15 protein-coding genes are annotated in these 13189 nt (G+C 55.5%); 7 read left to right on the plus strand and 8 right to left on the minus strand.

Annotated elements, in window-relative coordinates; all coding sequences use genetic code 11:
* Positions 1-49 precede the first annotated feature (49 nt).
* Positions 50-1078 (minus strand): EF-P beta-lysylation protein EpmB, encoded by a 1029-nt coding sequence (gene epmB, locus HF650_RS02530; RefSeq protein WP_187801048.1) that lies wholly within the window; start codon positions 1076-1078, stop codon positions 50-52.
* Positions 1079-1119: 41 nt separating this feature from the next.
* Between epmB and efp the strand changes: the two genes are divergently transcribed.
* From efp to ecnB, 3 genes are all read left to right on the plus strand, one after another.
* A complete protein-coding gene (gene efp / locus HF650_RS02535) occupies positions 1120-1686 on the plus strand; it encodes an elongation factor P (protein ID WP_187801049.1) in 567 nt (188 codons plus the stop codon).
* A gap of 57 nt (positions 1687-1743) precedes the next feature.
* Positions 1744-1875, plus strand: coding sequence for an entericidin A/B family lipoprotein (locus HF650_RS02540; protein WP_187801050.1), 132 nt, complete (start codon positions 1744-1746; stop codon positions 1873-1875).
* Between the two features lie 107 nt (positions 1876-1982).
* Complete coding sequence (ecnB, locus tag HF650_RS02545) at positions 1983-2129, plus strand: lipoprotein toxin entericidin B (RefSeq protein ID WP_023478333.1); 147 nt, start codon at positions 1983-1985, stop codon at positions 2127-2129.
* Positions 2130-2158: 29 nt separating this feature from the next.
* Here the strand turns inward: ecnB and HF650_RS02550 are convergent, their stop codons facing one another.
* Positions 2159-2758, minus strand: coding sequence for a LuxR C-terminal-related transcriptional regulator (locus tag HF650_RS02550; RefSeq protein ID WP_187801051.1), 600 nt, complete (start codon positions 2756-2758; stop codon positions 2159-2161).
* 265 nt (positions 2759-3023) lie between these two features.
* On the opposite strand from HF650_RS02550, the gene sugE reads away from it, so the two are divergent.
* Positions 3024-3341, plus strand: coding sequence for a quaternary ammonium compound efflux SMR transporter SugE (gene sugE / locus HF650_RS02555; protein ID WP_187801052.1), 318 nt, complete (start codon positions 3024-3026; stop codon positions 3339-3341).
* Here sugE and HF650_RS02560 read toward each other — a convergent pair.
* From HF650_RS02560 to frdA, 5 genes are all read right to left on the minus strand, one after another.
* Entirely contained in the window at positions 3338-3868 is a 531-nt protein-coding gene (locus HF650_RS02560) for a lipocalin family protein (RefSeq protein ID WP_094419182.1), read from the minus strand. The genes sugE and HF650_RS02560 overlap by 4 nt on opposite strands.
* 83 nt (positions 3869-3951) lie before the next feature.
* Entirely contained in the window at positions 3952-4311 is a 360-nt protein-coding gene (gene frdD, locus HF650_RS02565) for a fumarate reductase subunit FrdD (protein WP_124970454.1), read from the minus strand.
* 10 nt (positions 4312-4321) lie between these two features.
* A complete protein-coding gene (frdC, locus tag HF650_RS02570; RefSeq protein ID WP_054803044.1) occupies positions 4322-4717 on the minus strand; it encodes a fumarate reductase subunit FrdC in 396 nt (131 codons plus the stop codon).
* Positions 4718-4727: 10 nt separating this feature from the next.
* Positions 4728-5462 (minus strand): succinate dehydrogenase/fumarate reductase iron-sulfur subunit, encoded by a 735-nt coding sequence (locus tag HF650_RS02575; RefSeq protein ID WP_187801053.1) that lies wholly within the window; start codon positions 5460-5462, stop codon positions 4728-4730.
* Complete coding sequence (frdA, locus tag HF650_RS02580; RefSeq protein ID WP_187801054.1) at positions 5455-7245, minus strand: fumarate reductase (quinol) flavoprotein subunit; 1791 nt, start codon at positions 7243-7245, stop codon at positions 5455-5457. The genes HF650_RS02575 and frdA overlap by 8 nt, the downstream gene beginning before the upstream one ends.
* Positions 7246-7552: 307 nt before the next feature.
* On the opposite strand from frdA, the gene epmA reads away from it, so the two are divergent.
* The 3 genes from epmA to HF650_RS02595 all read left to right on the plus strand — a co-directional run bounded on the left by epmA (position 7553) and on the right by HF650_RS02595 (position 9766).
* Positions 7553-8530: an elongation factor P--(R)-beta-lysine ligase gene (gene epmA / locus HF650_RS02585; RefSeq protein WP_187801055.1), complete on the plus strand. Its 978-nt coding sequence runs from the start codon at positions 7553-7555 to the stop codon at positions 8528-8530.
* A gap of 207 nt (positions 8531-8737) precedes the next feature.
* On the plus strand, positions 8738-9451 hold the full coding sequence (locus HF650_RS02590; protein ID WP_187801056.1) for a hypothetical protein: 714 nt from the start codon (positions 8738-8740) through the stop codon (positions 9449-9451).
* On the plus strand, positions 9452-9766 hold the full coding sequence (locus tag HF650_RS02595) for a YjeO family protein (RefSeq protein ID WP_187801057.1): 315 nt from the start codon (positions 9452-9454) through the stop codon (positions 9764-9766).
* Positions 9767-9847: 81 nt separating this feature from the next.
* Here the strand turns inward: HF650_RS02595 and mscM are convergent, their stop codons facing one another.
* A complete protein-coding gene (gene mscM, locus HF650_RS02600; RefSeq protein ID WP_187801058.1) occupies positions 9848-13180 on the minus strand; it encodes a miniconductance mechanosensitive channel MscM in 3333 nt (1110 codons plus the stop codon).
* Between the last annotated feature and the right edge of the window lie 9 nt (positions 13181-13189).

Genomic DNA, 13189 nt, shown 5'->3' on the forward strand with positions numbered 1-13189 from the left:
CAAGCGCTTTTTTCACGGTCGCGTTGCGTATTTCGCGACCGTGCTTTTTTTACTGTTGCCGCAGTTGCAGATCCAGCGGCGTCTTACTCGGTTCACCGCCAATCTCTCGCGCCAGCTTCGGCACCATATACCCCGACACCAGCGTCAGCAGCTCACGCATAATCTCCCGCGCCGTTTCGTCGCTCACCATAAAGTGCGCCGCGCCCTCAACCCGATCCAGCACATGCAGATAGTAAGGTAGTACGCCCGCGTCAAATAAGGCGTTGCTGAGATCTGCCAGCGTCTGCGCATTGTCATTCACGCCGCGCAGTAGCACGCTCTGGTTGAGCAGCGTAACGCCAGCCTGGCGTAACTGCGCCATCGCCGCGCGAAAATCATCGCCAATCTCCTGCGCATGGTTGATATGGTTCACCAGCAAAATTTGCAGCGAGGAGCGGGCGAAACGGGCGACCAGCGTATCGGTGATGCGCGCCGGGATCACAATCGGCAGGCGGCTGTGAATCCGTAGCCGCTTAAGGTGTGGAATGGCTTCCAGCTGCGCGATCAGCCACTCAAGCTCGTGATCTTTGGCCATCAGCGGATCGCCGCCGGAGAAGATGATCTCATCCAGCTCCGGGTGGGCGGCGATATAATCCAGCGCGCCCTGCCAGTTCCGCTTGTTGCCCTGGTTATCAGCATATGGGAAGTGGCGACGGAAACAGTAGCGGCAATTTACCGCACAGCCGCCCTTGACCAGCAGCAGCGCGCGGTTGCGGTATTTGTGCAGCAGCCCAGGCACCACGCTGCTCTGTTCATCCAGCGGATCGGTGCTGTAACCCGGTGCGGAAATAAACTCTTCGCTGGTGGTAAGTACCTGACGCAGCAGCGGATCGTTAACATCGCCTTTGCGCATGCGCGCGACAAACGCGCGCGGCACCCGCAGCGGGAAAAGCCGCTTTGCTTCACGTCCGCGCAGCAGGGCTTCATCAGGTTCTATATTTAAAATATGTAGTAGTTCATCGGGATCGGTGATTACATCGGCAAGTTGCAATAACCAATCTTCTCTGGAGGGGGTTTTTAGGGTTACAATGTGTGCCATTTTTTTGGCTAAGCTACCAGTTAACAATTTCAGAGGGCCTTATGGCGACTTACTATAGCAACGATTTTCGTGCCGGTCTTAAAATCATGATGGACGGCGAACCGTACGCGGTTGAGGCCAGCGAATTTGTGAAACCGGGCAAAGGCCAGGCGTTCGCACGCGTTAAACTGCGTCGTCTGCTGACCGGTACCCGCGTTGAGAAAACCTTCAAGTCTACCGACTCGGCTGAAGGCGCGGACGTTGTGGATATGAACCTGACTTACCTCTATAACGACGGTGAGTTCTGGCACTTCATGAACAACGAAACCTTTGAGCAGCTTTCTGCTGACAAAAAAGCGATTGGCGACAACGAAAAATGGCTGCTGGATCAGGCAGAGTGCATCGTTACCCTGTGGAACGGCCAGCCGATCAGCGTTACGCCGCCGAACTTCGTTGAACTGGAAATCGTTGATACCGATCCAGGCCTGAAAGGTGACACCGCAGGCACCGGTGGTAAACCGGCTACCCTGAGCACCGGCGCTGTGGTGAAAGTGCCGCTGTTCGTACAGGTTGGTGAAGTGATCAAAGTTGATACCCGCTCCGGCGAATATGTATCTCGCGTGAAGTAATGCGCGCAACCGCGGCGTAGCGCTCTGCTGCGCCGCGGGTTCGTTGAGGCCCGGATAATGAAACGTCTCGCTAAACTCCTCTCACTGCTGCTTATGAGCTGCGCACTACTTGCAGGCTGTAATACCGCGCGCGGTATCGGCGAAGATGTGCAGACCCTCGGCCATATCATTTCGCACGCCGCCAGTTAATAACTTCCTCTCGTCTTAAAAATCGTATTTTTCCCGACGCTTTGCGGGAATTTGTCTATGCTTAAGTTGCTATACACAAACGATATTGACAATAAAAGGAAGATATTATGGTTAAGAAGACATTTGTTGCGATCTTTTCTGTACTGGTTCTTTCATCCGTGCTGACGGCGTGTAACACCACCCGTGGCGTCGGCGAAGATATCTCCGATGGCGGTAGCGCAATCTCTGGCGCTGCGACCAAAGCACAACAGTGATGACTGCCGGTACGGCCCGCGCCGTACCGTTAGTTTGCCTCGGGTAGCGACAAAAACGGCGTAAAGCGGTTTCCCATCCCTAACTTCATGCGAATGTTTCTTTTGTAGGTGTAAACGGTCTTTCCGTTGATCCTCATCTTGGCTGCAATTGCCGCGTTATTCCTGCCTTCCATCCATAGGGTTAATACTTTCTCTTCCTGACGCGTTAATAATGGCGCCACGACTCGCCGTGCCGGCCTGAATGGGCGCGCCTGCATCATGGTGTCAATAGCCTGCGCCACCTTTTCCAGCGGATCCGTTTTTTGCAAAATCGCCGCGATGGGAAACTGCGCGCAAAACGCCGATAGCTGCGTGTCGTAGCCGGACTCCAGCAGCATTACCTGGCAGGAGGCGCCGCACACCGAGAAGAGGGAAGCAAGCTGTTGAATATGATGAATTTCATCTTTAAAGCTGTGTAAATCAATAATCACCAAATCCGGCTGCCACTGCACAATATGCTCTTTCGCCAGCATCAAATTATGCAGAGCGGTGACAAGGAAAGAGGCGGGAAAGAGATCGGTTTGATTGAGCCAGGATTCCATCCCTGAGCGGGTGAAGTAACAGCGGTCAATCACAAGCATTTTGAACATATTTTTCTTCGCAGTCAGAGAGGGGCGCACGGCTTCCTGAACCCAGGAAAGCGATTCATCATATTCGGTGCATATGAGGAATAAATGCCTGAATTCCGCTGCGAAGAGGGGCTATTTCTTGCCTTAACTTCCTGAATCTGAATGAGGGATTGCGGGGTTGAAATCCGCCGTCAAAGAGGGGAAAATCTCTCTCTCTTCACCTGGCTGGCGGGACGACCCGACAGCGTCACGTTAATTCGGGGACGGCCCCGCACTGGAGCCAAAAATGTCCTGGTTTATTCTTGTCATCGCCGGTCTGCTTGAAGTGGTGTGGGCCATCGGCCTGAAATATACCCACGGTTTTACCCGCATCACCCCCAGCATTATTACCGTCGTGGCAATGCTCGTCAGCGTCGTGCTGCTCTCATGGGCAATGAAAACGCTGCCGGTCGGCACCGCCTATGCGGTCTGGACCGGCATTGGCGCCGTTGGTGCGGCCATCGCCGGCATTGTATTACTCGGCGAGTCCGCAAGCCTGGCGCGTATCGTTAGCCTCTGTCTGATTGTGGCCGGCATTATTGGGTTAAAACTCAGCGCCCATTAATGGGGCTGATCGACCCAGATCAGCTTGTTCACTTCGAAGCCCTGACGGGTCGCGTCTGCCAGCATCTTCTCTTTCACCTCGGCCGAAATGGTTGGCGTGCGGGAGAGGATCCACAGGTAGTCGCGATCCGGGCCGCAGATCAGCGCATGGCGATACTCTTTATCCAGCGAGATGATGTTATAGCCGCCATAGAACGGGCCGAAGAAGGAGACTTTCAGCGACGCGGTGCGCGGGTCGCCAGTGAAGTAGGCTTTCCCGACCGACTCCTGCCATTTGCCGCGATCCGGGTTATAACCCCGATTGACAACGGTTAAGCCGCCATCGTCGCGCAGGCTGTAGGTGGCGGTAACGCGCTCCAGACCACGCTCAAAGCGGTGATCGAAGCGGGCAATCTCGTACCATTTCCCTAAGTAGCGTTGCGTATCGAAATTCTGCACCACGGTAACGCCTTTTGGCGGCGTGGGTGTGCTGCAGGCCGTGACTAAAAAAGCAGCGGTGACCGCTGCGAAGATAGGCAGTAAACGCATGGTATTCTCCCTCCTGGCTTTTACGTAAGTGTAGAAGATGGCGGGAAATTTGCTCTCCTGCGCGTGCAGGAGAGCGACAGCTTTTACAGGAAAATCACACCGACTAACGCAACGACACTAATAATCGCTGCGAGGCCGTAGAAAATCCATTTGCCCTGGGGCAGATGCACTTTCAAATCATGCATCATGTGGTGGATGCGGTGCAGCCCACACCAGACCGGCAGCACAATCATCAGGAAGAGAAAGGCGCGGCCAATGAAGCTCTGAGCAAATGCGATAACGCGCTCGTAGTTCAGCGCCTCGCCGGGGAAGAGACCGAGCGGCAGCAGCAGGCCGACCAGCAGGATCATCACCGGCGCGAAGATGGCGCTCCACATACCGCCTGCGCCAAACAGCCCCCAGAACATCGGTTCGTCAGAACGTTTTGGATTTGGGTTAATCATCATTAATTCCTCACCAGAAGAGGGCGATAAACAGCACAACCACTGTTACCACAGCAGCCACCACCCACAGCCCTTTTACCACCGGCTCTGGCCCCATTTTTTCGCCTTTCACAATAATCAGCGACGCTTTTGGTGCCAGATCGAACCAGGTTTTGGTATGCAACAGCGCCGCCGCCAGCGCGATCAGGTTAAGCAGCAGCACCACCGGGTTTTGCAGGAAAGCGACAAAGCCCATCCAGCTCTCCGGCCCGTTTTTCAGCGCGAAAAGACCATACAGCAGTTCCAGGCTGAACCAGACCGCCGGGATCGCCGTCCCTTCGCGCAGCATATAGAAGCGATAAAACGGCAGCGTTTTCCACCAGCTTGATGGCATGGGGCGAACCCAGGCCTTACGTTTAGTCGTCATCATGCACTCCTTAGCGAGGTTTCAGGGTGGCGATAAGAAAGTCTTTCGAACTCTCAATCTTGCCCTGCTGAATGGCAGCGGCCGGGTCGACGTGCTTTGGACACACTTCCGAGCAGTAACCGACAAAGGTACAACTCCACACGCCATTCTGGCCGTTGAGTTGCGCCATGCGCTCTTGTTTGCCGTGGTCGCGGCTGTCGAGGTTATAGCGGTGCGCCAGCGTAATCGCCGCCGGGCCGATAAACTCCGGATTGAGGCCAAACTGCGGGCAGGCGGCATAGCAGAGACCGCAGTTAATGCAGCCAGAGAACTGGTGGTACTTCGCCATCTGCGCCGGGGTCTGTTTGCCCGGCCCCTGATCCGGTGTGCGCGTATTGCCGATGATATAGGGCTTAATCCCCTCGAGGCTCTCAATAAAGTGGGTCATATCGACCACCAGATCGCGCTCGATGGGGAAGTTGGCCAGCGCCTCGACTTTCAACCCTTTGGTGTAGTCGCGCAGGAAGGTTTTGCAGGCCAGCTTCGGCACGTTGTTGACCATCATGCCGCAGGAGCCGCAAATTGCCATTCGGCACGACCAGCGGTAGCTGAGATCGGGCGCGAGGTTATCTTTGATATAGCCCAGCGCATCGAGCAGCGAGGTGGCTTCATCGTAAGGTACGTCGTAGAAGGCGCTGTGCGGCGCGTTGTCGACCTCCGGGTTATAGCGCACCACTTCAATCTTCAGGTTCTTCATCTCAGACATTGTTCGTCTCCTTCTTCTCACCCGACTCCGCTTCTGCCCCGTAGACGCGTTTCGCCGGTGGCAGCGTGGTGATTTTCACGTCGCTATATTCCAGGCGGGTTGTGCCGTCCGCCTCGTGGAACGCGAGCGTATGTTTGAGGAAGTTAACGTCATCGCGCTCGGTGCAGCCTTCATCGAGGCGCTGGTGGGCGCCGCGCGACTCTTTACGCGCCAGCGCCGAGTGGGCCATACATTCAGCCACATTCAGGCCGTGGCCCAGCTCAAGAGTGTAGAGAATATCGGTGTTGAAGACGCTGGAGGTGTCGGTGATGCGCACCCGTTTAAATCGCTCCTGCAGCTCGGCGAGCTTATCGACGGTTTTCTGCATCAGCTCCGGCGTGCGGTAAATGCCGCAGCCCTCTTCCATCGATTCGCCCATCTCATCGCGGATCTTCGCCCAGCTCTCGGTGCCGTTCTGGTTCACCAGCGTCTTCAGACGCTGTTCGACATCAGCGGCCTGCGCATTGAGCGCATCCTCATTTGCCGGTCCTGCAGTGGAGGCGCGTTCAACTGCCTGTTCGCCCGCCAGGCGGCCAAAGACCACCAGCTCCGCCAACGAGTTAGAGCCAAGACGGTTAGCGCCGTGCAGGCCGACCGAGGAGCACTCACCGACGGCAAACAGCCCGGCGATGCGCGATTCGCAATTCTGATCCGTCTCAATGCCGCCCATAGTGTAGTGCGCTGTCGGGCGCACCGGAATCGGCTCTTTGATTGGATCGACGCCGACATAGGCTTTTGCCAGCTCGCAGATAAAGGGCAGGCGCTCTTTGATCTTCTTCTCGCCAAGATGGCGCAGATCGAGATGCACCACATCGCCGCGCGGCGTGGAGATGGTGTTGCCTTTGCGCCACTCATGCCAGAAGGCCTGTGACACTTTGTCGCGTGGGCCAAGCTCCATATATTTGTTTTTCGGCTCGCCGAGCGGTGTTTCCGGCCCCATGCCGTAATCCTGCAGGTAGCGATAGCCGTTTTTATTCACCAGGATACCGCCTTCGCCGCGGCAGCCCTCCGTCATCAGAATGCCGGAGCCGGGCAGGCCGGTCGGGTGATACTGCACGAACTCCATATCGCGCAGCGGCACACCGTGCGACAGCGCCATCCCCATGCCGTCGCCGGTAACGATGCCGCCGTTGGTGTTATAGCGATAAACGCGGCCTGCGCCGCCGGTTGCCATCACCACCGCATTGGCGCGGATCTGCATCAGCGTACCTTCCATCATGTTCATCGCGACGAGGCCGCGAACGTGATTGTCATCGACCAGGATATCGAGGACAAAGTGTTCGTCGAAGCGCTGAATTTGTGGGAATTGCAAAGAGGTCTGAAACAGCGTGTGCAGCATGTGGAAGCCGGTTTTATCAGCGGCGAACCACGTGCGCTCAATCTTCATGCCGCCAAAGCGGCGCACGTTGACCGAGCCGTCTTCGCGGCGGCTCCACGGACAGCCCCACTGTTCAAGCTGGGTCATCTCCGTGGGGCAGTGATGGACAAAATAGTCGACAACATCCTGTTCGCAAAGCCAGTCACCACCTGCAACGGTATCGTGGAAATGGTACTCAAAGCTGTCATGATCCTGGGCGACGGCGGCGGAACCGCCCTCAGCGGCAACGGTGTGGCTGCGCATGGGATAGACTTTTGAAATCAGTGCGATTTTAGCGTTGGGATGGGCCTGCGCCGCGGCAATCGCGGTGCGTAATCCTGCTCCGCCTGCGCCAATCACAGCGATATCGGCTTGAAAGGTGTGCACGACATTCCTCCAGATTATTGTTGTTCCGCAACGATAAGCCAGGTGCGCTTGCCTTCATTACGGAAGAGATCCACTGCTCCTTTTGGGGTAGCGGGCAGTATATCCATATTGACTGAGGGGAAATTTGACGTGTTCGAGTGTTTTGCTGTTCTTCCGTGTGATGCCGCTTCCAGCTTGATCGATATCATCCTTAAATAGCACTTATCTAATTATTGATGCAGGCTATGAAAATTATCTGTGCAAAATTTGTCTAAGCAGATCGATGCGGGTAGACTTCGTGCCCTTGTTAGAAATCGGAGAAAGAACCATGAGCGAGACGGCAACCTGGCAGCCGAGCGCATCCATCCCCAACTTATTGAAACGCGCGGCAATTATGGCGGAAATTCGCCGTTTCTTTGCCGATCGCGGCGTACTGGAGGTGGAGACGCCCTGTATGAGTCAGGCAACGGTGACCGATGTGCATCTGGTCCCGTTTGAAACCCGTTTTGTTGGCCCTGGCCACTCTCAGGGCATCAATCTCTACCTGATGACCAGCCCCGAATACCATATGAAGCGCCTGCTGGCCGCGGGCTGTGGCCCGGTTTTCCAGCTCTGCCGCAGCTTCCGTAATGAAGAGATGGGACGTCATCACAACCCTGAATTCACCATGCTCGAATGGTATCGTCCGCACTATGACATGTATCGTTTGATGAATGAGGTAGATGATTTGCTGCAACAGGTGCTCGAGTGTCCGGCAGCAGAATCCCTCTCCTATCAGCAGGCGTTCCAGCGCTATCTGGAGGTCGATCCGCTTTCGGCGGATAAAGCGCAGCTGCGTGAAGTGGCGGCGAAGCTGGATCTAAGCAATATCGCCGATACGGAAGAGGATCGCGACACCCTGCTGCAACTGCTGTTCGCCATGGGTGTGGAGCCGCAGATCGGCAAAGATCGTCCTACTTTTGTTTACCACTTCCCGGCAAGCCAGGCGGCACTGGCGCAGATCAGCACCGAAGATCACCGCGTCGCAGAGCGGTTTGAGGTCTACTTTAAAGGCATTGAGCTGGCGAACGGCTTCCATGAGCTTACCGACGCCCGCGAGCAGCAGCAGCGCTTCGAGCAGGATAACCGCAAGCGCGCCGCGCGCGGGTTGCCGCAGCAGCCGGTGGATCATAATTTGCTGGAAGCGTTAAAAGCGGGTCTGCCGGACTGCTCCGGCGTTGCGCTGGGCGTTGACCGCCTGGTGATGCTGGCGCTGCAGGCGGAAACGCTGGCAGAGGTGATGGCGTTTAGCGTCGACCGGGCGTAATCAGTGCAATTAACAGGGGCGATAATTATTCGCCTCTGTGCATCACTTCCCTTTATTAAATTTTCATAAATATAAATCCCATTTATTAATATCTTATCCATAAGTATATGTGGTGACTCTTTTCTCGCGGTTAATCACGTTAACTCTCTTTTTTTGAAAATATTATTTTTTTCCAAAAAAAGAGCCTAATGTAAACGCGAGGTAATTATGGATGATTCTCTATTGTTTTGCCGTGTCGATAAAGAGGGCTTTCCACACTGGAATGGTTTTGATTTTCTTAGATGGTATGTGCTTCCTGACAACTGGAATTATGGTACTGGCACTGCATATCTTTGGCTGTATAAAACAGCATGGTTAATTCACCACAGAAGCTTGATCGTACAATTTGCCAGAGAGGCTGAAATTCCTGAGCTATTACTTGCAGGGGTTGCGGTCGCTGAGGTCGGCGGGACGTCAGAGCGGTTTAAGAGCAACGGGGTTTTACAGTTCAGGCAGCTATTTGAAAATATTACGCGCAGGGCTGATAAAAAATATTCCAACGCGACGTCAGTAGGCTCGGTGGTTATTCAATTGCGGGTGGCAGCACAAACTATAGGTGTCAGGCCCGATACTCTTACTCTTCTTGAACAATACCCGCTTTCACAATGCTTACTCGACAACCCTTTCAACATACGGGTTGTCGCTTTTCATCTGCGCGATCTTATTCTTCACGATAACCCGGAGGGTGATACTTCTCATCTGACAGATGAGCAGATAATATTAGCGGCCTCAAGATATAACCGCGGTATTGAAAGAGATAATGCGGATTTTATCAACTCACTCCACGCGCAGGTTGGCACACCTGCAAGAACCTATACTGAATACGGTCGTCGTATTATTGAGAAAAGAGAGAGTTTGATGAAAATTATGCGAGGAGAGTAGATGCGCTGGAAGGGATTTACGCTAGGTTTTATTTGGTTCTGGCTCTCTATTTTTCTCATTCTGCTCGTTTCGACGCAGGATAAAGAGTGGCTCATTAATGGTGTTGATATAACAAACATCTGTGATCTAATGATTTCCATTGCGAGTGATGATATCCGCGATATAGGGTTAGCTGTTACCGTGCCACTCTTCTTTCCCTTTTTTTATCTCATGGCATGGAAAAGGCAGCATCACTGGTTTCAGTATCTGCTTTTCATTGCCATTTTCGCTTTTTGGCTGTGGCGTTTTTTCTTGCGCTACACAGTGTGCGAATAACGTTTGTGCCGGGTGGCGGTTACGCTTTACCCGGCCTGAAGAGTAACACCTCCGCAGGCCGGGTAAGCCGGCACTTGAGCCTTACAGGCTGCCCGCCGGGCGGCTGCTTCTCCCTGATGAAGATAACGTTTTGGCCGCGCGTTTACCGTCGAGGCTCTCAAGGCGCATCTGGAAAGGCGGGAAGGGCAGGTCGATGCCGTGTTCACGGAAGCCTGCCAGAATAAGCTGGTGGATTTCGTGGCGCAGCGGCATACGATGGCCCATTTCAGCCGCATAGATGCGCAGCTCAAACAGTTGCAGCCCGTGCTGCAAATCGACCAGGAACACTTCCGGCGGCGGATTATCAATCACCAGCGAACAGCGCTCGGCTGCGGTATAGAGGATCTGTGTCACCTCTTCGCTGTTGGCATCGACCGGCGCGGGCACCGTTAATACTACGCGCGTAACGGAGTCTGAGAGCGACCAGTTGATAAACTGCTCGGTGATAAAAGCTCTGTTCGGTACGATAATCTCTTTGCGATCCCAGTCGCTGATGGTGGTCGCTCGGGTATTGATCTTCATAACACTCCCGGTCAAATCGCGGATCGTCACCGTATCGCCGATGCGGATCGGTTTTTCAAACAGAATGATCAGGCCGGAGATAAAGTTAGCGAAGATCTCCTGTAGACCGAACCCGAGACCAACACCGAGCGCGGCCACCAGCCACTGTAACTTCGACCACTCAATACCAATCATCGAGAAGCCCACCAGCCCGCCAAACAGCATCAGCAGATATTTGGTGATAGTGGTGATGGCGTAACCTGTTCCTGGCGCCAAATCCAGATGCTGCAACAGCGCCAGCTCCAGCAAAGCAGGGAGGTTGCGCACCAGCTGGGTAGTGATGATAAACACCAGGATGGCAATCAGCACCGCGCCGAGGGTAATCGGCTCCAGGCTCTCGACACCCTGTACCGTTGAGGTGACATCCCAAAGCGGAATGTTCTCAAGGAAGCCGAAGGCAGAGTGGATCTCAGACCAGAGGAAGATTACCGACAGCAGGGCGATCAGCATCAGGATCGAGCGCACCAGGCGCAGAGACTGTACGCTGATGGCGTCGAGATCGACCTCCGGCTCGTCAATTTCCGTGGTGCCTTCGGTGCTGAGCTGATGTGCGGCATCCTCTTCACCGCGTGCGCGCTGGGCGAGAATCTCCGCACGACGGTGGCGTGCGCGCTCAAAGGCCAGACGGCGACGCTGGATAAACATCCAACGGCGAATAATGTGATAGACCACCAGCAGCAGGAACCAGATAGCGACGGAGGTTTCCAGCCTTGCCAGCAACGCCTGCGCGGTTGCCAGATACCCGACCGCGGCGGCAAGAATGGCCGACAGCGGAGCACAGAGCAGCAGGTTCCACAGCAGGTGGTTGGCCATATTGTCGCCATTTCCGCTCTTATCAACATAGAGAGGAATACCAGCGCGTTTCAGGCTGAGGGTAACAATCGCCAGCGCACCGCAAATCAGGATAAAGCAGAGTCGCCCGAGCGAGCCGGAGAATTCCCGGTCGTTCAGGTTATCGAACATGATCAGCGCCATAATCAGCGGCACGATAAAGCCAATGCTCATCAGGTAGTAACGTAACCCGCGCGCCACGCGGTTTCGCGGCCAGCCGAAGTGGACGACAAACAGCCCGGTTGGTCGCGCGAATGTTGCACAGATCATCACTGCCCACAGCAGCGGCACGGTGGCGGTGACGCCATCGCCAATCGCTACCGCCAGCGGATAGGGCCACGCCTCCTGCAAACAGTAGCCGAGCGTTGCCCACAGCACCGGCAGCGGTGACGCTACCAGAATGGACCAGAAGACAGTACGCATGGTGAGCCAGAAGTGATCCTGGGTCACTTTGCCCACGCGGGCGCTGGAGCGCTCCAGGAAGCGGGTGAAGTGGCGACGTGAGTAAATACTCACCCCCACCAGAATCAGCGCGCCAAACAGCGGGAAGAGCGTCTCTTTGCTGGTCAGCACCATTGCGCTGGCTTTGCCTAACTGGCTGATGGTGTTCAGTGACAGCAGGCGGCGCAGATCCTGCACAATCTCAAGCGGCCAGGAGAAGCCCATCGGGCTGACATCCGCCGTCCAGAAGAGGTAGCGGTGAGTCGCCTCATTCACCTCTTTTAACGCATCTTCAAGCTGGCTATTGGAAACTTTAAGTTTGGTCAGCTCGAGGATCAGCGTGTCGCCGCCCTGCAACAGCGAATTAAGCAGTTCACGCTGGGTGCGCAGCTGCGCTTCAAGAATACGATTTTGTTCTGGCGTCAGGGCTTTCCCGTCCGCCTGGCGAATCTGCCGCAGCTGCGGCTGTTTGTTGAGGAGATCTTCATAACGCATGCGGTGCACGCGCAGCTGCGCCATTTCGGTATCCAGCTGCTGCGGTTTCGGCATCTCCGGCAGACGAGCCACCTGGGCGCGCAGCGCTTCGCCGAGCATATTCGATGCGCCGAGCCACTGGGACTGCTCGCGCAGAGTTGTAAGCGCCTGGCGCACCTGTAGCGTTTGCCCGGTTGCCTGGCGCTGCTGTGAGGCAACCAGATCCATGCGCTGTGCCTGCTGATTCAGCGCCTGTGAAAGTTCGCGGTTAATACGGAACTGCTCAACAATATTGGCGGGCAAGTTCGCACTGTTTTCCGCCAGCATTTCGGTGCTCTCCAGCGCCTGCTCGGCTTCGCGCTGACGCTGGCTGTTGAGTTGGTTACGCAGTGCTTGCAGATAGGCGTCCAGTCGTTCGCTCTGCTTTTGCGCCAGCTCTGAGCGCATACGCGCCAGCTCCTGGCGGTTGTTGGCGGAAAGCTGCGCCAGCTCTAACTCATCAACCAGTGCTTTCAACTTTGCTGACTCTGCCTGAGCGGCAAAATTTTGTGCCTGGGCAAGCGCCGAGTTGCTGGTTTGCGCGCCGAGGCGACGCTCCACTTCTGTCACCTGGCGGCGGGCATCGGTCTGCTGCTGAGGAAGCTGGCTTAAGGAGTCGCTGATCTCCCGCGCGCGCTCCTGCTCCTGCTGCGCCTGGCGCGTCTTCTCCAGCAGTTGGCTACTGACTTGCAGGATCTCCTGGTTGAGTGCATCGCTGCTCATGCCGGGTGAAACAGAGGGGGGATCGTCGCGCAGATTATCGAGCTGGGCGCGAAGGGTACGGGAAAGTTTAGGGAAGTTGTCGATCACTTCCTGGTACTGCTGGGCACGTTCAAGGGAGCCTTTACGCTCATCAAGGGCGTTCAGCGCGCCTTGCAGCGTCTCAACAATCTCTGCCTGTTCCGGCGTATTTTTCGCCGCTTTGGCTTGCTCCAGCTCCTGGGCAATTTGGCGGGCATCGGGAGCCGTTGCGGCAACGGCTCCCTGGCTGAGGCACCAGGCCATCAGAAAAGCGATAATCAGGCGCACTGCAGTCTC

Origin of the sequence: Kosakonia sp. SMBL-WEM22, from assembly GCF_014490785.1 — a bacterium.
Classification (GTDB): Bacteria; Pseudomonadota; Gammaproteobacteria; order Enterobacterales; family Enterobacteriaceae; genus Kosakonia.